The sequence below is a fragment of the Aeromonas sp. 96A genome (assembly GCF_051919165.1).
In the GTDB taxonomy this organism is placed as follows: Bacteria; Pseudomonadota; Gammaproteobacteria; order Enterobacterales; family Aeromonadaceae; genus Aeromonas; species Aeromonas veronii.
In genome coordinates, this window is sequence record NZ_JBQBFE010000001.1 from 519,270 (window position 1) to 544,246 (window position 24,977).

The window sequence follows — 24,977 nt, forward strand, 5'->3', positions numbered from 1 at the left end:
AGTTGTCCTAGATCATTCTTCTGGTGTCGCCGGCAGCTGCACAATATTCTCGTCACCGAACCATTCGGTTAGTTTTCCGAGAGCATTTGCGCTTAACAATTGAGTAAACAGGAGAGCGAGTCGAACCTTAGGGCGAGAGCATGCGACATAGAACAAATTCCGATTGTTCTCAAACATCTCCTGTCGATCTGCCGGTGGTGCTGTATGCATCCATTCAAGCATCTGTCCGAAATTGTACTTATTCCACCCACGACCCAAGACTACGATCACATTCTCAAATTCAGCGCCTTTGACTCCATGCTTGGTCGCAAAAGGAGTATGGCCATCGACAAATTGCTCAAGAGCGATCATCTCGGTGTATCGCACAGCCCTAAGTTCTCTAAGCTGTGTGATTCTCCTAGGTTCATCCTCCACTGGCTCATTACCAATTTCATTTAATTTTTGCTCATTTCGCATCACAGCTTCTGGAAGCTGCATCTGTTGGATTGTCCCCAAGTAATCGATGACATCACCAATAGTGCCTGTCAACCTAAGGTCATTCAGGTGTGCCATAGCAGTAGACCAAGCTATTTTGTCCTGATGTCGATGAATAGTCGGCCTGCCACTAGCCAAATAAGTAAACATCTCACCGTATTTACGCTCGGTATACGCTGCGCATGCCGGCTCCAAATGATCGAGTAAAAATTTTATGTGTGGATCTTCTTTTTTCAGCCATGCGTCATTGTACTGCCCATAAATGGGTGGAATCGATGCATAGCCCTGTTCTCGTGCAATTCCACTGTGATTCAAAATCAGGATCTTCGTCTTCCTAGGAGAAAAATCCCACCCTTCTGCTTGGAGCTGCATTTTCAAATAACCAAAGTAGGCACGCGCAGCATCTGGACTAGTATCGCCCGTCCAATGCCCTCCCCCTTTCCCATTGCGTCGTACACCAGGCCAAAGGTTTGTGTGGAATACACGAGCTTCGCCAATGAGTTCTGGGTCACTGACCATCTGAGGCAATGCAGGTCTCATCTTATTGAGCACATCGACTATTCGAGAGGCGGAACGGAAATTTGCATTTTTGTCGATCACTTGAAGAGCATCGTGTACGACCAAGCCACAGCCATCACCGTATATTTTCTGCCAGTGGTCACCGAACAGGCCAATCATAGGCCCTTCATCATGGTCCAAAAACCAACTGCTGATAGCGCCGAAAAACTGCGCATCAGTGTCCTGATACTCGTCGATAAGCAGGACTGGATATCGAGATGTAAACAGCCTCCTGAATTTGGGATGAGCAAGGGCTTGAATCATTAGAGTAAGCACATCCTCATGCCGGATAGAGATCTCCTCGTCCGATACACGCGGTATCCCCATCTCATAGCGGACCAGCCTTCCACCAATGCCACCTATAGGCTCTAGGCGTTCCTGCCAATACGGCTGCTCCATGAGAAAACCCCGCAAATTAACTTGGAAATCTCTAAGCAATGACCAGCAGAAGCCATGCACAGTTTCTGCTCTAATGGCAGGATGCGCTTGGAAACGAGAAATGATTTCGTCCTTCGCTACGTTGGTGTAGGTAATACAGGCTACCTGTTGACGCTGCCGAATCAACTCAGCGCCCCTGCTATCAATCAGGTGGCTAAGCGCCTTCTCTAGGGAATATGTCTTACCGGCCCCAGCTCCGGCCTCAAGCCGGAAACTCTGATCTTCATCTAAGCAAGCATACATCTGTTCCAATGCCTGACGACCAGCTTCATCGGCCGGGCTCTCGACTCGATTAGGCATTCTCATCAACCTCATCAGCAACGATTTCAAGGGCAACAACCTCAGCCACCTCCGCTATTGCACCAGCCACAGGTAACACAGGTTCGTCTACAGCCAGCCACCGTAGTCCCTCGGTGATGTATCTCGGTACTGCCCAATCACTGACCTCAATGGCATAAGCAAGTGCAAACGTCGATTTTTTTTGGTCTGCAGCGAACTCGTAAGCGAGCACCGCCACATCACCCGCCCCTAAAGTAAAGCGTTCAAGATTAGCCAAGATGAACGCGTCCTCAAAGCTTCTCGCCGAAGGCCCACCCTCAATTTCAGGAATCTGATAAGCAATACGCCGAATCCCATGGGTCTTCTCTGCCGGTGTTTTTGCCAGCAGTTGGGCAGGGGTCACTCCAGCCTCGAACCAATCCTTAATACAGCCATTGCTGGTGAACATTCCCTCCGCCACTGGGCAGGCCACCCGTTTTCCTTCCTTAGGCTTAACCGAGTCGATATCTGTGATTATCAGCGTACGAAGCTCAAGGAAATTAAGTAAGTTGAAAAAACGGTGCGCATAAGCTCCACCGACTTCCATAACTGTCAGATATTGGGAAGCAAGCAGAGGGCCGCCAGCCGCAGAAGCGTCCGTTTTGGCAATCATCGAAGGAAGCAAAAGTCTTTCAGATGTTCCTTCAATCAAAATGGCCTTATCGGCGAAAAATAGATCGCAGCGTGTCAGTGTAAGATATTGGTGAAGGAAGTCGCGATCAGCTTTAGGGGCACCGCCCAAACCATTTCGCAGGTCTTTGACCTTAGTCTCCCTAATACCCCCTGTGTCAGTCACAGACAAGAAATACCGCATGGTTTCAAAGCGAGCTTCATTGGCCATGTGCGGTGAATGTGTTGAGATCACGAACTGAACCGGCCATGGCCGACCTTCGTTTAATTGTTGCTCGAATGTATTCTTTATCAAATGCAGCTGACGTATGAAGACCTCTTGCATTTGGGGATGAAGGTGAGCTTCTGGCTCTTCAATGAAGATCAGGTGAACGCTTGCAGCTGCCGGTGTAGCTTGGAATTCGCGGAAAAATTTCAATAACTGGAGAAGGATGTAGACCAGATTGCGAACACCCAAACCATTGTAACTTTCTGGTAGAGTAAGGCCGTTTACGCCGACGTACCTTACTTGGGTATGATCTTTTAACAGTCGCGCGACATCAAAAGTTGTCTCGGTAGTAAGGCCAGGGTCATCCAGTCCAGGGTAACCAAACAGCTCGAAGGTGGGGAAAAGTGAAGTCAACCCTTTATTGAAACCTTCATGCAACTCGTTTTGGATATTTTCCACCGCAACCTGAAGCTGCTCAGCGGTTGAACGTTTATCGGGATCAATTGGATCGGTCAAAGCTGATTGGAATAGGACTTCTACAACCTTTCCTAAAACATCCCGCTCGCGAAAAGTTTCATCATCAAGACCACGTTGTGCATTGATAAAACCGCCTCGTATCAAGGTCGTGAGCGTCTTCAAGTCCAGCATCTTTCGATTGCTTGGATCGCAGGGATCAACCGCCTCTAACTTAGCCTCATAAGTGTTTTCAAGTCGGGCTTTCATTTGCCGGAAGAATACCAGGCGCAGGGCTTCTGGCTCATCTCCTGGAGCCGCTATATCGACAAAGAGAGAATCAAGAGCGATAGCTTTTGGCCCATAACTCAGAACTACTCGTGCAAAATCACATTCGGGGTCTAAATCGATGATACATTCACTCAGAGGCCCCAGATCAAGTGCAGCAGTATCATATGCAATGTCCACCGTTACTCGGATTACAGGGAGAAGAGCAGTAACGTCTGACCGAGATAACCCGGAATGAAATGCAACAAATGCCCCCCAAAAACCCTCATGGCAGCCAAGCGAGAAGTCTTCCAATCGAAACGATGGAGTCTTTTCAGATAGAAGCCGCCGAAAAACCTCTGCTATGGAAGTCTTACCGCAATTGTTCCGGCCTACGATAAGGGTTGTACGCTCCTCAAGACCGAGGCTCACATCTCGAAGCAGTCGAAAATTTTCAATCTCAACACGTTTTACCTGCATGATTTCCCTCGTCGTATAGCGGAGCTCTAATTTATTGAGGATTAACATTGACCCTATTTTCGCGCCAAGAAGCCACCAAAGGGTCTGCCATTGGGGACACAGTATTGGTGAGTCCCAAGTTACTCAGTGCCGCTGCTCATCCGAGCTACTGACCCTAGCTACCTGACATCACAGCTATCCACCCTTTCCTGGCTCAGCTTAAAACTCGAAGAGCAGATGTAGCTAATGTAATGAATTTCACGAAGTATATAATGATGACATAAGAGCCAATTGCTATCGACATCACAATCCACATAAAGTAACCTTTTTCGATTATGATATGTGTATGAAGTCTTCCGACCTTATCAAGCAGCTAAGACACTTTGACCAGAAGCACGACTACTGGCTTTACAGCGTGCACGAACTCGCCCTACTCTCTCCGGGCGAACAGCCCCAGCAGTTCAAGAACTCTCTTACTCGCCAGTGTAAAGCAGGAAACCTGCTAAAAGTTGGTGGAGGGCTGTATGCTTGGCCTGATGCTCGCTCAACGCCCATGTATCGTTTAGAGCATCTAATCAATCGACTGCGTCCTCGTGAACTGTCGTACATCAGCTTGGAGAGCGCACTCAGTATGCATGGATGGATCTCTCAGATCCCACTATCTGTGTTAACCGTGATGACAACAGGACGCTCGTACTTACAACAGACTGCCTATGGACTAATTGAATGGACCCACACAGAGCAATCCGGCACAATCATTCTAAACAATACAACGTGGGATCCAGTGCGAGGATGCCTTATCGCAAAACCGTCTCAAGCGTATCGAGATATCAAGCGGGTTAACCGAAACATTGACCTTGTTATCCCACAACCTGATGTAGACTTTATATCGAGCAAATCTTGTTGAACCACTTCATAGGCTTTATTTTTATGAGGTGTGGCAAGTGTTCTATTCAAATAGAGAATTCGTAATATACATATGAAAGCAACCGCAACCACCATGAACAAAAAAGAATCTGTCACGCCAGAAAGCATAATGTTATTTGAATATGATGACCTAGTTAGCCGTTTCAAACGGGCTAAGTCAGAAGACACACTGGACGTTATGTATAAGGGTGCGCTGTATAAAGCGGAGAAACTGCTAACTGGCAAGGCCCTAGTAATGGCTCATATTGCAATAGAACGAGCCCTTGATCGTTGTCAGCAAGATTTTGACAATACACATAATGGTCTCTCCCGTAAGATCAACCACACCCTGAAAAAGCAAGAACCAGCTAAAAAATATGACCCTGAAGAGGAAATGAGACGTCTTCTTTCGGACATGGGTTAACAACGAACGCCCGATATACAAATATTTATGGTGGCCATCCCAGGCAGATGACGTTATCACTTTTTGCTATGGATTCGGCAATGAGTTTGGCTTTGAGGCGTGCCTCAACGTACATCTTCTTGAGTAAGGACTACAGTTATGGCCATGCCTACCCTGATACCATTTGCTATCAAGACCGACAGCGGTGCACTTGTGGCGATCGATGATGTTGAGCGGGGTCTTCGTTGTGGATGCCAATGTCCAAGTTGTCATGGCCGACTGGTGGCAGCGAAGGGAAATATCAATACACACTATTTTCGACATCATGATGCGAGCAAGGAGGAATGCCTCTACGCCTTCGAGACCAGTGTGCGTCTGATGTTGATGACCAAATTGGATGATATTGCGACGTTAAACACCCCGGCCAAAACAACCCTATTTGAAGGGCAACCGTATCCAGTTGCCAAACCACATCCTGGTATCAAGGTTAGGCGCATAGCTCAGGACGAGCCGCATGGTTCCCCTACTGCGTTGTACCAGCTGTTGGACTGGCCTGATTACTATTTCGCTCTCCATTTGCCCGCTGCGAGTGACAAGTTGACGCAGCCCCCAGATTGGTTAGCAGGCTATGTGAAGGCTCACCCCAAATACGGTGTATTGGCTGTCCGATATAACGCGTTTTCCCGCTACATGTTCGACATGTCACGCCCCAAAGAAATAGATACCATTTCTTGGATGCTGAACATATTGAGCGAACACCCAACCTGCCTGGTTTGGCTCTACCATCCTCGTGAAGCTCTGGAACAAAAAAGACTGGCTGAAAAAGCATACAAGAAAGCAATTGATGAAGAAGCTTTACGAGCCAAGCAGGCAGTCCCGGCTGAAGTGGATAGAACAAGGCAAGCGGAGCTAAATGAAGAGACCAAAGTCGTATTGACTAGGCTCAGGGAAGCCCAGATTACTGAGCAGATGAGGGCTCGAAATTTAGAACTTAAATACAGTGAACCTATCTATTGCAAGCACTGTAATAAGCAAACGCCCCTAGTTGGATATTGTGGAAACCGAGCCTGTATCGTCAGTCGTCACTATAAACCGTCTGTGCAACCGGGCAAGATCCCGAGCCGACCCACACCGTATGCCAAGGTGCGGGGTGCTACTACTGTCATCTCTACTGTGTGTCCTGTGTGCCAGAAACCTATGCAGAATATCGGTGCTCAAGATAGATGTCAAAGTTGTGAAATGGCCTCAGATTAGTCTGACCTGTTTTAGTCTTCTGAGAATATCTTGAAGATAACCTACCGAACCCAGCATACAGGTTTGGCAAACCTCGATCAGGTAATCCCGCAGTTCCGAGTACCTTCATCATAGAGCGATAGAGTCAAATCAACTTCATGAACTCCCCCGTTCAGAAATGTGATATGAGTCTCATAATTTAGGCTTATCTCTCTAGTTCATGAAGCAAAATTTTTAAAATGTAATTTATGATATTTATTTTTTATAAAAATCAACAACATACATAGGTTTTGTGTATAAAAACCCATGAACCTAGATGAAGCTAAACATAAGTTAAATTGGGTTTCTTGTTTCCTGTCACCACTTATTGAACTGTGTATAATGGCAACAATTGATCCTATCTTCGACCGGATGTCTTAAGTGGCTGAATTAACATCAGAACAATTAAAACCCGCTTTTGCGATTGAACAGTTCCCCACGCTTAGCGAGCTTGAACCTATCCCCTTTGCTGCGCTGCAACCCAGAGCCATTTCCGGCATCAAACGTCTTGCCAGTTTTGATGGTGACTGTCCGGTCATGCTGCTCAACGGATTCCCCGGCGCAGATTACGAAGGCGTGTGCCAGACGCTGATTGCTGACTCCCATGGCAAGGATGGTGACCTGTTTGATCTCTGCTACACCGAGAATCTGAACAACCCCTACAAGCCTATCTGGCTGCGCCTGCAACCAGGCACCGGCGTTGAGTTTTGCGAAATGGTTGGCGAGCTGCTCAAGCTGTTGAGCCACCATCTCGATGCCGAACGTATCGTGACCCGCATCATGCGCAAGCAGAACAATGATCCGAAAATCGATGATTTCCTCTCCGATCTGGCGGCTCACGTGGCATTGGGTCTGGAGTTCCAGCACCCCATTCTGATCAACCTGCTGATCCACCACGAAGCGCAGGAAGCGCCGGTAATTTATGGCCGTGATCTCAACTGGGATACCCTGTTTGGCTCTATCAATTACCAGACCGAACAAGGCTCTGTCTATGCCAACCAGCACCTTTTGGAGCCCGGCTTGCTGCGCGAAGCCAACGGCGGTTACCTCATTTTGCAACTGGATGAGCTGCTGGATCAGCCTCATCTCTGGTTCAAACTGAAAAATGCCATGCAAAAAGGTGAGCTGGACTGGAACGCCTATCAGGAAGGGAAAACTCTGACCCCCTTCTTCGCGCCCGAAGCGACCCCCATCAAGCTCAAGCTGATCCTGGTGGGTGACCGACTCGACGTGGCCGAGTTCCAGATGCTGGATCGGGATATGTCCGAACGCATCTTCCTGCGCGCGGATCTGGTGTCAGAGGTGAATATTGAAGAGGATCTGCAGGAATTTCTGCAGTACCTGGCCTGGCTGCGCCAGCGCTGGAGCCTGTTGGACTTCACGCCAGCTGCCCTCGCCGCCCTTTGTCGTCATGCCAGCCGCCTCTGTGACCATCAGGAGTGGCTGTCGCTCTCCGAAGTGCAACTCTCCGCCATCATGCGGATGGCTGACAGTCTGGCCCGGGAGCTGGAATCTGATGTGGTCACCGACGAGCATATCCGCGGCGCACTGGAGGAGCAGGATTACCGCCTCAACTATCTGGTTGAGCAGTCCGATCAGGGGGTTATCGACGGCCAGATCCTGCTGCAAACCGATGGCGAAGAGATTGGCCAGATCAACGGCCTGTCTGTCATTCAGGTCTCCGGTCACCCTTATGACTTCGGCGAGCCGGTGCGCCTCACCGCTACCGTACACCTGGGTGATGGCGATGTGGCGGATATTGAACGCAAAGCGGAGCTTGCCGGTCATATCCACGCCAAGGCGATGATGATTATCCACGGCTATCTCTCCAACAAATTTGGTGCAGAGAACCCCTCCCCCCTGTCGGCCAATCTGGTGTTCGAGCAGTCTTACCACGAAATTGATGGCGACAGCGCCTCCCTGACCGGCTTGTGTGCCCTGCTCTCTGCCCTCGCCCGCCAGCCTATCTATCAGCACTTCGCCGTGACCGGTGCGGTCGATCAGTTTGGCAATGTGCAGGCCGTTGGTGGCGTGAACGAGAAGATTGAAGGCTTCTTCCGGGTGTGCAAAATCCACGGCATCACCGGCAAGCAAGGGATCATTTTGCCGGGCACCAACATCCAGCAGCTGAACCTCTCTGACGAGGTGATTGCAGCGGTTGAAGCAGGCCAGTTCCACATCCACCCGGTGGATCATGTGGAAGAGGCCATCGAGTTGCTCACAGGCTGTGTCGCCGGTGAGCCTGATATGCCCGATACCCTGTTTGGCCGTATTCAGGAGCGGTTGGACGAGTTGAACGGCTCCACTGCCAAAGTCGGACTGCTGCAATCCCTGCTGGGGCGCCTGTTTGGCCGCTGATGAAGTGATCGGAGTTGTTTAGCGAACAACTGTAAGCTAAATTGACCCGGCTTTGACCCATTTGAAGGAAATACCGCGTGACCGTAGACAATACCACCATGGAAGCCCGCCTTTCCCTGTGCGAACAGGGCAAGAACTCTTTTACCCGTGAAGAGCTGTTGGCTTGCAGCCGTGGCGAACTGTTTGGTGAGGGTAACAGTCAGCTGCCTGCCCCCAACATGTTGATGATGGACCGCATCGTCAAGATCAATGACAACGGCGGCGAACACGGCAAGGGCGAGATCCTGGCTGAGCTCGACATTACTCCGGATCTCTGGTTCTTCGATTGCCACTTCCCGGGTGATCCTGTGATGCCTGGCTGTCTCGGTCTGGACGCCATGTGGCAGCTCGTCGGCTTCTTCCTTGGCTGGAAAGGCGGTCCTGGCAAGGGTCGTGCTCTGGGCGTAGGTGAAGTGAAATTCACCGGCCAGATCCTGCCGACTGCCAAGAAAGTGACCTACAAGATCACCTTCAAGCGCGTCATCAACCGCAAGCTGGTGATGGGGATTGCTGATGGTGTGGTCGAAGTTGACGGCCGTCCGATCTACAGCGCCACCGACCTGAAAGTGGGCCTGTTCAAAGATACCACCGCATTCTGATCTCTCTGATTGGTGGTAAAACAGCATTAACGCAAAGGGGCCACAACGGCCCCTTTCCTTTTGTAATGAGTGATGAAGTAACTGCTACTTCATGAAGAGGCCTGAGCCCCGCCCTTCCATGGCGTCACGCCAACCACCAAGCCAATGCCCTCGGGCATCCAGGCATTGATACGGACACGCTTCTTTCTGTTTGCCGACCACGCCAGCCTGATAACCACGAGCACGAGCTCTTTCCAGACGGTCCCGCTTCTGTCTCTTCATCATCTACGACCCTCTTCGTGGAACAAAAAAAGCGACCAATTCTGCATCGGTCGCTTTCATCTTTACTCCTGCGAGCGCACTGGGTCAAACAAAAACTTCCACCCTAACCGGGCTATGTGACACAAGGCACTGAACTGGATTAAGTTTTAATTACAAGGAACTTACTCCTGATTTTTGAGTCCTTCCAGCTCTTCCCAGCGAGCAAATGCCTGTTCCAGCGCGGCTTCAGCGGCATTGAGCGCATCCAGTTTCGGCTGGGTTTTATCTGCCGGCAGCGAGAAGAACCCTGGCTGGTTGATCTCGCTTTGCAGCGCATCCAGCTCGGCTTCCAGTTGTTCGAGACGAGCGGGCAACCCTTCCAGTTCAAGCTGCAGCTTGTAGGAGAGCTTCTTGCTCTTCTTCGGCGCTTCTGGCGCGGCGGCAACGACCGGCTCCGGGGCCTTGACCGCTGCACTCTTAGCCTGTTGTTGAGCGTTCTGCTGTTCTCGGGTCGCCATCATGTCGGCGTAACCACCCACGTAATCGCTGATGCGGCCATCCCCTTCAAACAGCCAGCAGCCGGTCACAGTGTTGTCGATGAAGCGACGATCGTGACTGACCAGCAGCAGGGTGCCGGGGTAGTCGGAAAGCAGCTCTTCCAGCAGTTCCAGGGTTTCCACATCCAGATCGTTGGTCGGTTCATCGAGGATCAGCAGGTTGCTCGGCTTGAGGAACAGCTTGGCCAGCAGCAGCCGGTTCTTCTCGCCACCGGAGAGCGCCTTGACCGGCGTACGGGCCCGCTTGGGCTCGAACAGGAAGTCCTGCAGGTAACCAAGAATGTGACGGGAGCGGCCACGCACCATCACCTCCTGCTTACCCTCCCCCACGTTGTCCACCACGGTCTGCTCGGGGTCGAGCTGCTCGCGGTACTGATCGAAGTAGGCCACCTCCAGATTGGTGCCCCCCTTGACGGTGCCACGGGTTGGCTCAAGCTGACCCAGCAACAGCTTGATCAGGGTCGATTTGCCGCAACCATTGGGGCCGACCAGCGCAATTTTGTCACCGCGCAGCACTTGCAGATCGAGCCCTTTGAACAGGGTGCGATCGCCAAAGTCCAGCCCAAGCCCTTCGGTCTCGAACACCAGCTTGCCGGAGCGATTGACCTCGTCCAGTTGCAGCTTGGCCTTGCCCTGCAACTCGCGACGCTGGGAGCGCTCCATCCGCATCGCTTCAAGGGCGCGCACCCGGCCTTCGTTACGGGTACGACGAGCCTTGATACCCTGACGCACCCACACCTCTTCCTGGGCCAGCTTACGGTCGAATTCGGCATTTTTCAGCTCTTCGACCCGCAGCCACTCCTCTTTCCCCTGCAGGTATTCGTCGTAGTTGCCCGGCCAGGAGGTGATGGCGCCTCGATCCAGATCGATGATCCGGGTTGCCAGCTTGTGGATGAACTCCCGGTCATGGGAGATAAAGACGATGGCGCCACGAAAATCCTTGAGGAAATCTTCCAGCCAGTTGATGGCTTCGATGTCCAGGTGGTTGGTCGGCTCATCGAGCAGCAACAAGTCGGGATCGCAAGCCAGCGCACGGGCCAGCGCCACTTTGCGCAGCCAGCCACCGGAGAGGCTATCGAGGGTCACATCGGGATCCAGCCCCAGCAGGGTCAACACCTGACTGATGCGGGTCTCGAACTGCCAGCCGTTCTGATAGTCGAGCTGCTCTTGCAACTCGCTCATCTTGCGAATGTTGGCATCTGACGGATCATGCGCCAGTTCCATGGAGATATGGTGATACTGTTTGAGCAGCTCCCCTACCCCGGCCAGTCCTTCGGCGGCATAGTCAAACACCGTCAGCTCGCTGGAAGCAGGCGGATCCTGCTCAAGGCGGGTCACTTTCAAATCTTGTTGCAGCACCAGACGCCCGTCGTCCAGCGGCAATTCGCTGGCGATCACCTTCATCAGGGTGGACTTGCCCGCCCCGTTGCGGCCAACCAGACAGAGGCGCTCGCCCCGCTCGATGGTCAATTCGGCATTGTCGAGCAGCGGGAAATCACTGAACGACAGACATGCGCCGTGCAATGTTAAAAGAGCCATGTGTGTTCCTTATTTCATATGAAAAAAACGGGCAGCAGACTAGGTCTGCCCCCGTTTTATCGTCAATCACTCTCACCCCTGACGGGCGGCCCAGCCCTTGAGCTCCATCAGCGTGAAGGGCCAGCCGAGCTCGCGGCCCGCCTCGTCACACAGCACCGGAATGCGCACCCGATAGGCGGCAAGCCACTGCTCATCATCCATGATGTCGCACTGGCGGGTGGTAGCGGCAAGGCCTGCCTCCTCCACCAGCGCCCAGGCCTGCTCGCACAGGTGGCAACCGTCGGTATGAAACAGGGTCAGCATCACGCCTCGCCTTGCTCCGGCGCATGGGTGATGATCCAGCAGTTGTGGATGTGCTGGTTACGTTCGAAATCCTTCGGTCGCGTCTTCTGGGTGATGTTCTGGGCCTTGAGACCAGTGGCCTCTAGACCGGCCAGATCCATCTTGAAGTGACGCTTGTTGTTGGAGAACACCAGAGTGCCGTCCGCCGCCAGCAGGCGCTTCAGGTGCTGCATCAGCAACAGGTGATCGCGCTGCACGTCGAAGCTCTCATCCATCCGCTTGGAGTTGGAGAAGGTGGGCGGATCGATGAAGATGAGGTCGTACTGATCATCGGCTTCAGACAACCACTTCAGGCAATCTGCCTGGACAAACTTGTGCTGACGGCCCACCAGCGAGTTGAGACGCATGTTGTCCTGCGCCCAGTTCAGGTAGGTGTGGGACATGTCGACTGTGGTGGTTTCGCTGGCACCGCCAAGACCTGCGTGCACGGTGGCACTGCCGGTGTAGGCAAACAGGTTCAGGAAGCGCTTGCCCTTGGCCATCTGACCCAGCATGCGGCGAGTCTGACGGTGGTCGAGGAACAGGCCGGTATCGAGATAGTCGTAGAGGTTGACCCACAGACGGGCACCGTACTCCTGCACTTCCATCCGGTGCTGCTCTTCGGAGAGCTTCTGATATTGCTGTTTGCCTTCCTGACGCTCGCGCACCTTCAGGATCACCTTCTCGCCGTCCATCCCGGTCACCTTGATGGCGGCCTGAACCATGTCGAGCAGACGCTGACGAGTCTTCTGGGCGGGGATGTCCTTGGGCGCGGCATACTCCTGCACCACCAGATAGTCCTGATAGCGGTCGATGGCGGCGTTGTACTCAGGCAGATCGGCGTCGTAGAGACGATAGCAGTCGAGATTCTCTTTCTTGGCCCACTTCTCGAGCGCTTTCAGATTCTTGCGCAGACGGTTGGCAAAGTCCTGCGCCACCTCTTTTTGCGAGGCGACGGCATCGAGCGCGATTTGATAATTACGCAGCTGACACTCGAGGGCGCCGTTGAACAGGCGGTATTGCTTGTCGGCGCGCAGGCGCAGACAGCTAAGCAGCTCGGGCGATGCAGAAAGAATGGAGACTTTCCAACCCTGGAAGCTGCGACGCAGAGCATCGCCCAGCGCCTGATGCACTTCCAGCAGGGCCGGGAACTCGCCAAGACGCTCGCCGTAAGGCGGGTTGGAGATCAGCATACCGACCTGACGGGCCTCTCCTTCCACAGTCGGCATCGGCAGCGGGTTTTCCAGCTGGGTCACATCGGCCTGTTTGAAGGTGATGAGGTGGGCCACACCGGCCGCCTTGGCGTTGTCGCGCGCCTTCATCAGCACGCGAGAGTCCGCATCGCAACCAAACAGCTTCACTTCACAACGCTGCATACCGCGTTTGGCGCGCACTTGCGCTTCCATCATCAGGCTTTGCCACAGCTCGCTATCGTGCTGCAGCCAGCGATCGAAACCGAAGCGCTCGCGGCGCAGCGCCGGTGCCATGTCGGCGGCGATAAAGGCCGCTTCAATCAGCAAGGTACCGGAACCGCACATAGGGTCCATCATGGGCTCACCGGCCCAGCCACTACGGGCAATCATGGCGCAGGCCAGGTTCTCTTTGAGCGGTGCTTCACCTGTGCCTTGACGATAGAAACGCTGGTGCAGCGCCGGGCCTGACAAGTCCAGCGTGATATTGGCCTTGCCTTTGCCCAGGTGCGCCATGATACGGATATCAGGCGACTTTTTGTCCACGTCCGGACGCACGTGACCGCGCTTGGTGAAGCGGTCGACGATGGCATCCTTGATCTTCAGCGCGCCATATTGGGTATTGCGAATGGCGGGGTTGGTACCGGTAAAGTCCACCGCGATGGTAGAGGTACCGGAGAAGTGCTCTTCCCAGGGGATGGTGTGGGCACCCAGATAGAGATCCAGATCGTCGTTCATCTGGAATTCGGACAGCACCAGCACAATACGGGAGGCAAAACGACTCCACAGGCAGGCCTTGTAGCCAATTGCCAGTTCGCCTTTGAAGTGAACGCCAGCCACGGTCTCACGGACCTGCTCTGCGCCCAGGGTGGTCAGCTCGTCGGCCAACAGGTTTTCCAGCCCCTTGGGGCAGGTTGCAAAAAATTCTTTCATCACGCTCACGGGGAACCCATAAAAATAGTGCCGCATTATACCTCATCAGGCGGGCTGGAGCATGCAAAAGTCGGCGCAAACAGCAGGATGGAAACAGATTGATAGGTGGTGAAAAGGTAAAAGGCCCCATGACTACCCGATGGCGAGATCATGGGGCCAGACATCATTTAGCGGATCACTTCATACGAGCCTTGAAACGGGGATTGCTTTTGCAAATCACGAACAATTTGCCCCGACGGCGCACCAACTGACAATCGGGATGACGCGCCCGTGCGGATTTGAGTGAACAGACGACCTGCATTCAGGACTCCTTCTTGCTTGAAAATGCGCCAAAGCGCTTGTTGAAACGGGCCACACTCCCCTCGCTCGATACCTGCTTCTGCTTGCCGGTATAGAACGAGTGCGACTGGCTGGAAACATCGAGCGATACGTAGGGATACTCCTTCCCGTCTTGCCACGTATAGCGGCGATCGCTCTTGATGGTTGAACCGATCAGGAAAAAGGCATCTGCCGCCGTGTCATGGAACAGCACCAAACGATAATCCGGATGAATATGAGGCTTCATGGCAACTCCATTTTGTTATGTTATAACAAAATGTAAGTGAGAATAGCTCTCGTTTCAAGCATCAAATGTCGTATGAAGAAAATCGCAGCAGTGAGTGATGTGTTGATAGCGAGGTGGAAGCACTACGCAAGCAGAACGAAACAAGAATGAGACACCATGCTTATAGCACGGAAGACCAAGATACTGCGTGGGTCAGAACACAAGGTGCAAGTGGATGTAACAAGCCTCAAGATAGGCTGAATTACAACCATGAAGATCAATGAGAATGGGCAAGATGTTCGCGGATCAATGAAGGATCAGAAACGAGGCGCGATTGAGGTGTCCACAGTTAAAACAGGCAGCGGTGTAATCACAGAGATAAAAAGATTGATGAATATATATCAACTGACCTGACGATATTGCTCGGTCACGGTAATACGCGGTTTCATCCGGTTATTCATCACCTTGATCACCCCGAAACGCGGCAAGGTTTTACTGGTGGTCAATACCAGATCGGCTGTGAGGTTCAAACAGACGCTGGCCTGATCCCCTGCCTCAATGACCATAAATTCGCCGTTACCATGAGGTGTATTCATCAGGACCAGATCACCGTTTTGCGGGATCACTTGCGGATGCTGTTCACTAAAAAACCAGCTTTGCGGCATCAGGGGTTTATAAAAGCGACTTACCGCGATGGCATTAAGCACCAACTGAACCTGATGGGGAATACTCCACTCAAGTTCGGCTGCTTTATCCATCAACTGATAATAGAGGGCGGCATCATCGACACAAAAAGGTTGGGTCGTAAACGAGCTGGGCACCAATTGTCGCCCTTTATACTCGGTCGCAAATAACATGTTATCAGACAGGTCCAACATCAGACGGTCACTCTGGGCATCATAGTGCCATTGCCAGCTATCGGTCGGTTGGATAAACATGTTGGAGCCCTTACTTGATAATTACCAGTTGACTTTATTCCATATGCAGGAAATCAGCAACGTCAAATAAAGGGCTCCGCCATCTATTTCTTAAATATTGGTCACAATCTCTTTGACCAACCCCGGCCCTTTATAAATAAAGCCGCTATAAATTTGTACCAGACTGGCACCGGCGGCCAATTTTTCACGAGCGGCCATGGCACTATCAATACCACCCACACCGATAATTGGCAGAGCACCATTGAGCGCCTTGGCCAGATGACGGATCACCTCGGTACTCTTGTGCTGCAGCGGACGACCACTCAGGCCACCCGCTTCACCGGCGTGGGGCATGTCATAAATCATCTCGCGCTCGAGGGTGGTATTGGTGGCGATAACCCCATCAATACCATTCCGTACCAGCGAAGCAGCCACCTGATCTATTTCTTCAAGGCTTAAATCCGGGGCAATTTTAACCGCCAGCGGCACATACTTTTTATATTGAGCGGCCAGCTCTTGCTGACGCACCTTGAGGGCGGCCAGCAATTCATCCAGCGCCTCGCCATATTGCAGCGAACGCAAACCCGGGGTGTTGGGGGAAGAGATATTGACGGCAATATAACCGGCATGATCATAAACCTTGTCCATGCAGATCAGGTAATCATCCTTGCCCTGTTCGATGGGAGTGTCTTTGTTCTTGCCGATATTAATGCCGATGACTCCCTGATATTTGGCCTCTTTTACCTTGGCCACCAGATGATCCACCCCCTTGTTGTTGAATCCCATCCGGTTGATGATCCCCTCTGCCGGAATAACCCGGAACAGGCGCGGCTTGTCATTGCCGCTTTGGGGTCTGGGGGTGACGGTACCGACTTCGATAAAACCAAATCCCATGGCGCCCAGCGCGTCAATGCACTCACCATCTTTATCCAGACCGGCCGCCAATCCCACCGGATTGGCAAAAGAAAGCCCCATGACAGTGACGGGGCGTTTCGGCAAATTCTGGCGGAAGAAACAATCGAGTGGCGTACCGAGAAGGCGGGGCAAATATTTCATGGAGAGATCGTGAGCCTGTTCCGGATTGAGTTTGAACAGGAAATGCCTGGCGATGGGGTACAACATCTTTGCTCCTTAAAGAAAGCCCCGGCAACTGGCCGGGGCTTTGGGTGTAATGTCGGTGTCATGCCTTAATCTGGCAATTAAAGTGCCCGACAATTCAACTGGAGCAGGTTCAACTCTCGCAAGGCCACCGAGAACTTGGCGAACTCGTGGGTACTGGTGGTCTTGAAGTCGGCCAACATGTGGGTCCAACGGGACAAGAGTTGCTCATGCTCCGAAATCCAGTCGGCCAGTATGGTAGCGCATTCTCCCTGATCTTTGCACCCTTCCAGTACCACAGAAGTGAGACTGCGTTGCTGCCAGTCAAGATCTTCGCGGAAGGAGGCACGCGCCATCGCCTGCCAGTGGTTGCCGACTGGCTGATGGTTGATCTGGTCGAGGAACCAGTGCAGATCCAGTTTGGCTCCGAGGCGATAGTAGACATTGGCGGCACGCAGGATATCGGTCTTGTGCTCCGCGGCAATCTGCGCCAGATCCAGGCTGGAGAAGAGGCTGCTCATATGGGCGACCTGACGGGCAATGGCCTCCGGCACCTGTTTCTCCATCCACTTGGCAACAGCCTGACGATGCTCGGCCACTTCGCTCTCATCCATCACCTCGTAGAGGTGCTTCCCTAAAGTCTCGAACGCCGGACGGAAGAAGGCGATGTTCTCGCTGATGCTCCAGCTGCGATTGCGGGCGCGCAGGAACCAGCGGGTGGCTCGGCGCACAATGCGGCGGCTGTAGAACATCAGCTCGAGCTGAGTCTGGGCATCCACCAGGTTGTCGCACCCTTCGATATCGCGCCACAGCTGGTTCATACCAAACACTTCGCGGGCCATGGCGAAGCAGCAAGCCACTTCGGCGACCGAGGCACCGGTCTCGTCCTTCATCCGACTGGCGAAGTTGAGCCCCATGTCATTGACCAGCATGTTGGCCACCCGCGTAGCGATTATCTCGCCGCGTAGCGGGTGATCGGCCAGCTGGGCACCAAACTGCTGCTGTACTTTGGCCGGGAAGCTGGTGACCAGCATGTTGGCGAGGAAGGGCTCGTCGGTCACTTCCGGGCAGTTGAGCTGCTCTTTCAGTACCATCTTGCCGTACGCTACCAACACCGCCAGTTCGGGGCGGGTCAGCCCCTGCCCTGCCGCCATCCGCTCGGAGAGCTCCTCATCGGATGGCAGGAACTCCAGTGCACGATCGAGCTTGCCTTCCCGCTCCAGCCCCTGAATAAAGCGCTGCTGCTCTTTAAGTTGTTCAGAACCGCGGAAGCTGGTGACCGAGATGGACTGGGACTGGCGATAGGCGTTGGTGATGACAATCTGCGCCACGTCGTCGGTCATCTCGTAGAGCATCTGGTTACGTTGCTTGAGGGTCAGATCCCCTGCCGCCACCAATTGGTTCAGCAGGATCTTGATGTTCACCTCGTTGTCGGAGCAATCCACACCGCCGACGTTGTCGGTAAAATCGGTGTTGATGCGACCGCCCTGACTGGCGTACTCCACCCGACCGAGCTGGGTAAAGCCGAGGTTCCCCCCCTCGCCCACGATGCGGGCCCGCAAATCGCGACCATTGACCCGCAATGCGTCATTGCTGCGATCGCCCACTTCCCCATCGCTCTCGCGAGCGCTCTTCACATAGGTGCCGATGCCGCCGTTCCACAGCAGGTCGACATTGAGGCAGAGCAGTGCCTTGATCAGCTCGTTCGGGGCCATGCTGGCCTTGTCGGTGCCAAGCAGGGTCTGCATTTCCGGGCTCAGCTTGATGGACTTGGCAGAGCGCAGGAAGATGCCGCCCCCTTGTGATATCAGCTCGCGGTTGTAGTCATCCCAGCTGGAACCCGGCAGATCGAACAGGCGCTGGCGTTCAACAAAGCTCTTGGTCGCATCCGGAGTGGGGTCAACGAAGATATGCATGTGGTTGAACGCGCCCACCAGCCGGGTGTGCTCAGAGAGCAGCATGCCGTTGCCGAACACGTCGCCGGCCATGTCACCAATCCCGACGCAGGTGAAATCGGTGGTCTGGCAGTTGACGCCAATCTCGCGAAAATGGCGCTTGACCGACTCCCAGGCCCCGCGGGCGGTGATGCCCATCTTCTTGTGGTCGTAACCGACCGAGCCGCCGGAAGCGAACGCGTCGCCGAGCCAGTGGCCGTATTCGAGGCTTATTTCGTTGGCAATATCCGAGAAGGTGGCGGTCCCCTTGTCGGCGGCGACCACCAGGTAGTAGTCATCCTCATCGTGGCGCACCACGGATGTCGGCGGGATCACCTCGCCGCCGATGATGTTGTCAGTCACATCGAGCAGACCGCGGATAAACAGGCGATAACAGGCCTTGCCCTCCTCCTGGATGACGGCGCGGGTTGCCCCCACTGGCATCTGTTTGCAGTAGAAACCGCCCTTGGCCCCCACCGGCACGATGACGGTGTTCTTCACCTGCTGGGCTTTCACCAAACCCAATACCTCGGTGCGGAAGTCCTCTTTTCGATCGGACCAGCGCAGGCCACCACGGGCCACCTTGCCCCAACGCAGATGCACCCCTTCCACTCGCGGTGAGTAGACGAAGATCTCGAATTTCGGCAGGGGCAGCGGCATGTCGGTGATACTGGAGGGGGCCAGTTTGAAGGAGATGTAGGGCTTGATGTTGCCCGCCTTGTCCAGCTGGTAGTAGTTGGTGCGCAGGGTAGCGTCGATCATCTCCACATAGCGGCGAATGATGCGATCGTCGTCCAGGTTGGCCACCTGATCCAGCTTGGCGGCAAGCTCCTCGTGCAGCTTGGCCTGTATCTTGGCGTCCTGCTTTCCGGCAGGATCCAGGCGCTGCTCAAACAGGGTAAACAGCAGTTGAGCAATATCGGGGTAGCGGGTCAGGGTCTCTTCGATATAGGACTGGCTGAAGGAGACGCCGGTCTGGCGCATGTATTTGGCGTAAGCGCGCAGCACCGAGACCTGACGGCCGGTGAGACCCGCCCCCAGCACCAGCCGGTTGAAGCCGTCATCTTCCAGCTGCTTGTTCCAGATGGCAGCAAAAGCCTGCTGGAAGCGCTGCTGGCTCTGGGCCAGATCAAAGGGCTGCTCGCCATGCAGCAGCATGGAGAAGTCGAGGATCCAGAACAGATCGCCCCCCGGAGTGCGAACCTGATACGGGGTCTCACCGATCACCCGCAGCCCCATGTTCTCCAGCATCGGCAACACATCGGAGAGGTGAATGGGTTCGGTGCGGTGGAACAGCTTGAGCCGTACCCGACGGTCGTTCTCCTCCTCCTGCGCGCGGTAGAACAGCATGCCCAGCGGCTCGGCTTCGCTCAGGTTATCGAGCGCCATGATATCGGCCACGGCCGAGCCCGGCAGCACATCTTCTTTGTAAGCGCGAGGGAAGGCAGTGCTGAAACGGCGGCGCAGCTCGTTGCCACGGGCCTCACCATAGTGGGAAAGCAGCACGGAATCGAGTCTGTCGTCCCAGCTGCGGGCCGCTTCAATCAGGTTGTTCTGTACTTCGTTCACATCCACATCCACGTTGTTGTTGTTGACCCGCACTATGTAGTGGGTCCGCGCCAGCACGCCTTCGGTGAAGTAGACGTTGAACTCCACCTCTTCGTTGCTGCCAAAATACTTCTGCAATATTTGCTGGGTCTTGATCCGCAGCGCCGTGTTGTAGCGCTCCTTGGTGACATAGACCATGCAGGAGAAGAAACGGCCGTACACGTCGCGGCGCACGAACAGCCGCAACATGTCACGCTCCTGCATCTCCAGTACGCCAAGGCCGGTAGCCAGCAGTTCCTCTTCGCGGGCCTGGATCAGCTCGTCACGGGGATAGGTTTCCAATACGTTCAACAGCGCCTTGTAGGCGTGGGAGCCCTTCTCATGACCGGAGGCGGCCATGATGCGCTCGAGACGATGGCTGATGAGCGGGATCTGGGTCGCGCTGGTATTGTAGATGGAAGAGGCGTAGAGGCCGATGAAGCGATCTTCCCCGATCACCTTGCCATGCTCGTCAAAGCGCTTGATGCCGATGTAATCCACATAAGCCGGACGGTGCACCCGGGACTTGCTGTTGGATTTGGTGAGGATCAGCAGGTCAGAACTCAGAGCGGCGTGACGGGCGCTGGCGGGCATGTTGCCAAGGCGCTGACCCACCTCCTTGATGGAGTTCTTCATCAGCCCCAGACTGGAGCTCGCCTGCGGCAGGATCTCGTGATCCCCCTCCACCGCCTTGACGTCGTAACGGCGATACCCCATCAGGGTAAAGTTGTGGGCAGCCACCCATTTGAGAAAGGCAACGCAGGAGGCCACCTCCTCCTTGCTGACCGGGTGCTTGCGCTTGGGCAGTTCGTCGATGATCTCATTGAGCTTGGCCAGCATGGGCTGCCAGTCGCCCACGGCAAGCGCCACTTCACCGGCCACCGAGTTGAGCTCGGCAGCCAGCGCGGCCATCTGCTCCTCGCTGGTGAGGTGATCGATCTCGATAAGGAATGCCGTTTCAACCGAGGTCTGCCCGTCGGTGTTGTCGAGCTCCAGAATGGCGTCAATCTTGCCATCCGCACCACGAATGAGGTGCAGCGGTTGGTGCAGCATCATGTGGGCGGTGATATTGAGCCGTTTAAGCGCCATCCGGATGGAGTCCACCAGGAAGGGCGAGTCCTGCAGGATCACCTCGACGATGGTATGGGGCGATTGCCAGCCGTGACGTGTCAGCTCGGGATTGTAGACCCGGATGTAGGGATCGGTACCGCTGCGCTGATTGAGGGCATTCCACAGGCTCAGGGCCGCGCCATAGAGATCGCTGTCATTGCGATCGTGCAGGTCGGAGCTCGCCATGTTGCCGTAGAACTTGGCAACGAAGCGCTCGACCAGAGAGGCACTGTTTTTGGGCAACTTCTGATGGATCAGACTGAGAACGTTTTCGAGCAGAACTGAGGTAGGGGCGTCTTTCAATGCCATTTTTATATTCCTTATCGGACGACATTAACCACCGACGCAGAGGCAACCACCCTGGTTACCCGCTGGTGCAGAGTTGTTGCGAAGTGTAATGGCTTGGATAAGGGAAGGCGAGGAAAGGTGCTAACGAGATGTTAAAAACAAGGTGCGGATCACGGCTTAAACTGTGAGAAATTTTGCAAATAACCAAAAATACAGAAATTCCCACTACCTTTGTGCCAGTTTACCGGATAGATAGTGACGCAAAGCAGATAAACAGTCGGTAATCTGTTCGATTTTTGTTAATTTATGCGTTCGAGGCTGATAAAGCGGTAATCGTCCTGGGTTTTGAGCCGAAAATAGCCATGCACACCATTGATGGCGACAAAGGGGCGTATTTTTTCTATGCCAAGTTCCAGGGTCAATCCCTGTTCGCTGCGCACCACCAGCCGTCTGGCATGGCCCTGATACATCAGCATCACCTCATCGCTATTCAATGAGAGCCGAAAAGTAAACTGCTTCACGCTTGCTCCTGATCACACGGCAAATCATACAATGGAGGCAGGAGCGTTAACGCCCCTGCCCCGTCGACACTTACTGCTGCAGCGCCTTGCTGACCTTCTCGAACAGATCCCGTGCCAGCCCCTCAAGGTTGGCAAGACGGGTCAGCTCGGCGCGGATCAGGGCCTTGCGTGTTTCATCCAGTCGCTTGAACTGGATAAGCGGGGTAATGAGGCGGGAGGCCACCTGCGGATTGACCTCGTTGAGCTCGATCAGCAGATCGGTCAGGAAGCGGTAACCGCTGCCATCCACCGCATGGAACTGAACCTGATTGCTCATGGCGAAGCTGCCGATCAGCGCCCGCAGCCGGTTCGGATTGCGAATGCTGAAAGTGGGGTGACTCATCGCCTGTTTCACTTCACTCAGCACATCGGCAGCCGGTTTGCAGCCAATCAGCCGCAGCCAGTTGTCCAGCACCAGTCCATCCTTGGCCCACTTGCCTTCAAAATCGGCCAACAGCGCGGCACGGCATGGCAACAGATAGCCGTTGGCCACCTGCAGCGCCGCCAGGGTGTCGGTCATGTTGTCGGCAGTTGCATACTGCTCGCGCACCAGCGCATCGGCATGCTCCGCATCCAGTGCCGCCAGATAGCCGAGCACTACCCCTTTGAGGGCCCGCTTGGCCATGTCGGCATGCACCACCTGATAACCGTTCAGACGCAGACTCTGATAGGTTGCCGCCAAGCGCGCGCCAAAGGCCTCGGCAAGACGGGTATGGATCGCGTCGCGCACCTGATGGATGGCATCGATATCGGCCACCTCGAACAGCTCGGCCAGGGTCGCCTCACCGGGCAGCGCCAGGATCTCCGCCTTGAGGGCCAAATCGAGATCGCTGTCGTCAAGAATGGCAACGAAGGCGGCCAGCAGGGTTTGGGAGAGCTCAACCCCCTGCCCGTGCTGGACCCGCGCCACCCCGTCGATGACCGCTTTGTTGATCAGCATCTGGGCCGCATCCCAGCGGGCAAACTCGTTGCGGGCAAAGCGCATCAGGAAGGCGAGCGCTTCGTCGCTGTAGTCATAGTGCAGCTTGACCGGCGCGGAGAAGTCCCGCAGCAGGGAGGGAACCGGCTTGACCGGCACCCGATCGAATTCGAAGGTCTGCTCCGCTTCCAGCACGTCGAGCACGTTGCCGATGGCCTTTCCCTGATACTGCAGCGCAATGACGGCACCCTGCTCGTCATAAAGCTCGATGTCGAGGGGAATATGCAGCGGCAGCTTCTGCGGTTGATCCTGAGTCGGCGGGGTGTGCTGGCTCACATGAAGGCGATAGATACCGCTGGCGGCATCATACTCGTCGGTAACGGTCAGCTCGGGGGTGCCGGACTGGCTGTACCAGCGACGGAAACGACCGAGATCCACACCGGAAGCATCCTCCATCGCTTGCACGAAATCATCGCAGGTGGCGGCCGAGCCGTCGTGACGCTCGAAGTAGAGACGCATACCGGCCTGGAAGGCATCTTCCCCCAGCAGGGTGTGCATCATGCGGATCACTTCCGACCCTTTTTCATAAACGGTCAGGGTGTAGAAGTTGTTCATCTCGATCACCACATCCGGGCGGATCGGGTGTGCCATGGGGCCGGCATCTTCCGCAAACTGTGGGCCGCGCACGGTACGCACGTTGTTGATGCGGTTGACGCCACGGGAGCCCAGATCGGAGGAGAACTCCTGATCCCGGAATACCGTCAGCCCCTCTTTCAGGCTGAGCTGGAACCAGTCACGACAGGTGACGCGGTTGCCGGTCCAGTTGTGGAAATATTCGTGGCCGATCACCCGTTCGATACCGTGGTAGTCGCTGTCGGTGGCGGTGGCCGGATTGGCCAGCACGAACTTGGAGTTGAAGATGTTGAGCCCCTTGTTCTCCATGGCTCCCATGTTGAAGAAGTCCACCGCGACGATCATGTAGATGTCGAGATCATACTCGAGACCGAAACGCTGTTCGTCCCAACGCATGGAGTTGATGAGGCTCTCCATGGCAAAACCGGCGCGATCGAGGTTGCCCTTGTCGACGAAGATCTCGAGGGCGACCTTGCGGCCGCTCTTGGTGGTGTAGTGGCTGCGCTCCACATCGAAATCACCGGCCACCAGCGCAAACAGGTAGCTGGGTTTGGGGAAAGGATCCTGCCACTGCACGAAGTGACGGCCGCCATCCAGATCACCGCTGTCGACCTTGTTGCCATTGGAGAGCAGGAAGGGGAACTGGGCTTTGTCGGCGGTAATGCGGGTGCTGTAACGCGCCAGAATGTCGGGGCGGTCCAGATAATAGGTAATGCGGCGAAAGCCCTCCGCTTCACACTGGGTGCAGTAGGCATCGCCAGACTTGTAAAGCCCTTCCAGCGCGGTGTTGGCAGCCGGATCCAGCAGGGTGACAATGGTCAGTACACATTCGGCAGGCAGGTTGAACAGGGTCAGACTGCTCTCGCCTTGCTCGTAGTGGTCGCAGGGAATGCCATCGATGGCAACGCTCTTGAGAGTCAGCTGTTCACCATCGAGGACGAGCGGCGCATTGTGCTCACCGTTGCGACGAATGCGGGTGATGGCGGTGACCTGGGTCAGCGGCTCCTGCAGTTGGAAATCGAGGTCGATGGTGTCGATCCAGTAGAGCGGCGCCTGATAATCCTGGCGATATTTGGCCGTCATGGCCTGGGAGTGATCGGTCATTATTGTCTGCTTCCACGCTTGTTAAAGGCGAGAAAGAGGCTGTCACAACCAACTGGCGGGGTCAAACAATTTGCATTACGTCAGATACGCCAGACAAAAAGAAAGGGCAACCGCAGTCGCC

18 protein-coding genes are annotated in these 24,977 nt (G+C 54.6%); 5 read left to right on the plus strand and 13 right to left on the minus strand.

What is annotated here, in order from left to right:
- Positions 1 to 12 precede the first annotated feature (12 nt).
- Together ACTG2W_RS02460 and ACTG2W_RS02465 are read right to left on the minus strand one after the other, a co-directional pair.
- Positions 13 to 1,800: a UvrD-helicase domain-containing protein gene (locus ACTG2W_RS02460; protein WP_235657006.1), complete on the minus strand. Its 1,788-nt coding sequence runs from the start codon at positions 1,798 to 1,800 to the stop codon at positions 13 to 15.
- Complete coding sequence (locus tag ACTG2W_RS02465) at positions 1,763 to 3,826, minus strand: ATP-dependent nuclease (protein WP_106843406.1); 2,064 nt, start codon at positions 3,824 to 3,826, stop codon at positions 1,763 to 1,765. The genes ACTG2W_RS02460 and ACTG2W_RS02465 overlap by 38 nt, the downstream gene beginning before the upstream one ends.
- A 325-nt stretch (positions 3,827 to 4,151) precedes the next feature.
- On the opposite strand from ACTG2W_RS02465, the gene abiEi reads away from it, so the two are divergent.
- From abiEi to fabA, 5 genes are all read left to right on the plus strand, one after another.
- Positions 4,152 to 4,712: a type IV toxin-antitoxin system AbiEi family antitoxin gene (gene abiEi / locus ACTG2W_RS02470; RefSeq protein WP_421308078.1), complete on the plus strand. Its 561-nt coding sequence runs from the start codon at positions 4,152 to 4,154 to the stop codon at positions 4,710 to 4,712.
- 93 nt (positions 4,713 to 4,805) lie between these two features.
- A complete protein-coding gene (locus ACTG2W_RS02475; RefSeq protein WP_236280391.1) occupies positions 4,806 to 5,135 on the plus strand; it encodes a hypothetical protein in 330 nt (109 codons plus the stop codon).
- 138 nt (positions 5,136 to 5,273) lie between these two features.
- Positions 5,274 to 6,368 (plus strand): hypothetical protein, encoded by a 1,095-nt coding sequence (locus ACTG2W_RS02480; protein ID WP_106843383.1) that lies wholly within the window; start codon positions 5,274 to 5,276, stop codon positions 6,366 to 6,368.
- A 399-nt stretch (positions 6,369 to 6,767) separates the two neighbouring features.
- On the plus strand, positions 6,768 to 8,744 hold the full coding sequence (locus ACTG2W_RS02485) for a Lon protease family protein (RefSeq protein WP_106843382.1): 1,977 nt from the start codon (positions 6,768 to 6,770) through the stop codon (positions 8,742 to 8,744).
- 77 nt (positions 8,745 to 8,821) lie between these two features.
- Positions 8,822 to 9,382 carry a 3-hydroxyacyl-[acyl-carrier-protein] dehydratase FabA gene (gene fabA, locus ACTG2W_RS02490; RefSeq protein WP_005336586.1) on the plus strand — a complete coding sequence of 187 codons (561 nt, stop codon included), beginning with the start codon at positions 8,822 to 8,824 and terminating at the stop codon, positions 9,380 to 9,382.
- Between the two features lie 84 nt (positions 9,383 to 9,466).
- Here fabA and rmf read toward each other — a convergent pair whose 3' ends face one another.
- From rmf to pepN, 11 genes are all read right to left on the minus strand, one after another.
- Positions 9,467 to 9,646: a ribosome modulation factor gene (rmf, locus tag ACTG2W_RS02495; RefSeq protein ID WP_005315693.1), complete on the minus strand. Its 180-nt coding sequence runs from the start codon at positions 9,644 to 9,646 to the stop codon at positions 9,467 to 9,469.
- 158 nt (positions 9,647 to 9,804) lie between these two features.
- Positions 9,805 to 11,718, minus strand: a complete 1,914-nt coding sequence (gene uup / locus ACTG2W_RS02500; RefSeq protein WP_058057025.1) for an ATP-binding cassette ATPase Uup — start codon at positions 11,716 to 11,718, stop codon at positions 9,805 to 9,807.
- A gap of 72 nt (positions 11,719 to 11,790) precedes the next feature.
- Entirely contained in the window at positions 11,791 to 12,021 is a 231-nt protein-coding gene (locus ACTG2W_RS02505; protein ID WP_106843381.1) for a glutaredoxin family protein, read from the minus strand.
- Complete coding sequence (rlmKL, locus tag ACTG2W_RS02510; RefSeq protein ID WP_058057024.1) at positions 12,021 to 14,198, minus strand: bifunctional 23S rRNA (guanine(2069)-N(7))-methyltransferase RlmK/23S rRNA (guanine(2445)-N(2))-methyltransferase RlmL; 2,178 nt, start codon at positions 14,196 to 14,198, stop codon at positions 12,021 to 12,023. Before rlmKL ends, ACTG2W_RS02505 begins: the two co-directional genes overlap by 1 nt.
- A gap of 139 nt (positions 14,199 to 14,337) precedes the next feature.
- Positions 14,338 to 14,463 carry a type B 50S ribosomal protein L36 gene (gene ykgO, locus ACTG2W_RS02515; protein ID WP_005336596.1) on the minus strand — a complete coding sequence of 42 codons (126 nt, stop codon included), beginning with the start codon at positions 14,461 to 14,463 and terminating at the stop codon, positions 14,338 to 14,340.
- Entirely contained in the window at positions 14,464 to 14,727 is a 264-nt protein-coding gene (locus ACTG2W_RS02520; protein ID WP_058058151.1) for a type B 50S ribosomal protein L31, read from the minus strand.
- A gap of 380 nt (positions 14,728 to 15,107) precedes the next feature.
- Complete coding sequence (locus tag ACTG2W_RS02525; RefSeq protein ID WP_005336600.1) at positions 15,108 to 15,644, minus strand: cell division protein ZapC; 537 nt, start codon at positions 15,642 to 15,644, stop codon at positions 15,108 to 15,110.
- A 90-nt stretch (positions 15,645 to 15,734) separates the two neighbouring features.
- Positions 15,735 to 16,745: a quinone-dependent dihydroorotate dehydrogenase gene (pyrD, locus tag ACTG2W_RS02530; protein ID WP_005336601.1), complete on the minus strand. Its 1,011-nt coding sequence runs from the start codon at positions 16,743 to 16,745 to the stop codon at positions 15,735 to 15,737.
- A 77-nt stretch (positions 16,746 to 16,822) separates the two neighbouring features.
- Positions 16,823 to 21,661 carry an NAD-glutamate dehydrogenase gene (locus ACTG2W_RS02535; protein WP_106843380.1) on the minus strand — a complete coding sequence of 1,613 codons (4,839 nt, stop codon included), beginning with the start codon at positions 21,659 to 21,661 and terminating at the stop codon, positions 16,823 to 16,825.
- A 278-nt stretch (positions 21,662 to 21,939) separates the two neighbouring features.
- The gene (locus ACTG2W_RS02540; protein WP_005351919.1) at positions 21,940 to 22,161 is read right to left on the minus strand and encodes a DUF2835 family protein; all 222 of its coding nucleotides are present in this window, start codon (positions 22,159 to 22,161) and stop codon (positions 21,940 to 21,942) included.
- A gap of 70 nt (positions 22,162 to 22,231) precedes the next feature.
- On the minus strand, positions 22,232 to 24,856 hold the full coding sequence (pepN, locus tag ACTG2W_RS02545; RefSeq protein WP_106843379.1) for an aminopeptidase N: 2,625 nt from the start codon (positions 24,854 to 24,856) through the stop codon (positions 22,232 to 22,234).
- Between the last annotated feature and the right edge of the window lie 121 nt (positions 24,857 to 24,977).

Bases quoted from the DNA above. Each gene is read 5' to 3' on its own strand.
- ACTG2W_RS02465 (WP_106843406.1), bottom strand. From the start codon at position 3,826: ATGCAGGTAAAACGTGTTGAGATTGAAAATTTTCGACTGCTTCGAGAT.
- abiEi (WP_421308078.1), top strand. From the start codon at position 4,152: ATGAAGTCTTCCGACCTTATCAAGCAGCTAAGACACTTTGACCAGAAG.
- ACTG2W_RS02475 (WP_236280391.1), top strand. From the start codon at position 4,806: ATGAACAAAAAAGAATCTGTCACGCCAGAAAGCATAATGTTATTTGAA.
- ACTG2W_RS02480 (WP_106843383.1), top strand. From the start codon at position 5,274: ATGGCCATGCCTACCCTGATACCATTTGCTATCAAGACCGACAGCGGT.
- rmf (WP_005315693.1), bottom strand. From the start codon at position 9,646: ATGATGAAGAGACAGAAGCGGGACCGTCTGGAAAGAGCTCGTGCTCGT.
- uup (WP_058057025.1), bottom strand. From the start codon at position 11,718: ATGGCTCTTTTAACATTGCACGGCGCATGTCTGTCGTTCAGTGATTTC.
- ACTG2W_RS02505 (WP_106843381.1), bottom strand. From the start codon at position 12,021: ATGCTGACCCTGTTTCATACCGACGGTTGCCACCTGTGCGAGCAGGCC.
- rlmKL (WP_058057024.1), bottom strand. From the start codon at position 14,198: ATGCGGCACTATTTTTATGGGTTCCCCGTGAGCGTGATGAAAGAATTT.
- ykgO (WP_005336596.1), bottom strand. From the start codon at position 14,463: ATGCAGGTCGTCTGTTCACTCAAATCCGCACGGGCGCGTCATCCCGAT.
- ACTG2W_RS02520 (WP_058058151.1), bottom strand. From the start codon at position 14,727: ATGAAGCCTCATATTCATCCGGATTATCGTTTGGTGCTGTTCCATGAC.
- ACTG2W_RS02525 (WP_005336600.1), bottom strand. From the start codon at position 15,644: ATGTTTATCCAACCGACCGATAGCTGGCAATGGCACTATGATGCCCAG.
- pyrD (WP_005336601.1), bottom strand. From the start codon at position 16,745: ATGTTGTACCCCATCGCCAGGCATTTCCTGTTCAAACTCAATCCGGAA.
- ACTG2W_RS02535 (WP_106843380.1), bottom strand. From the start codon at position 21,661: ATGGCATTGAAAGACGCCCCTACCTCAGTTCTGCTCGAAAACGTTCTC.
- pepN (WP_106843379.1), bottom strand. From the start codon at position 24,856: ATGACCGATCACTCCCAGGCCATGACGGCCAAATATCGCCAGGATTAT.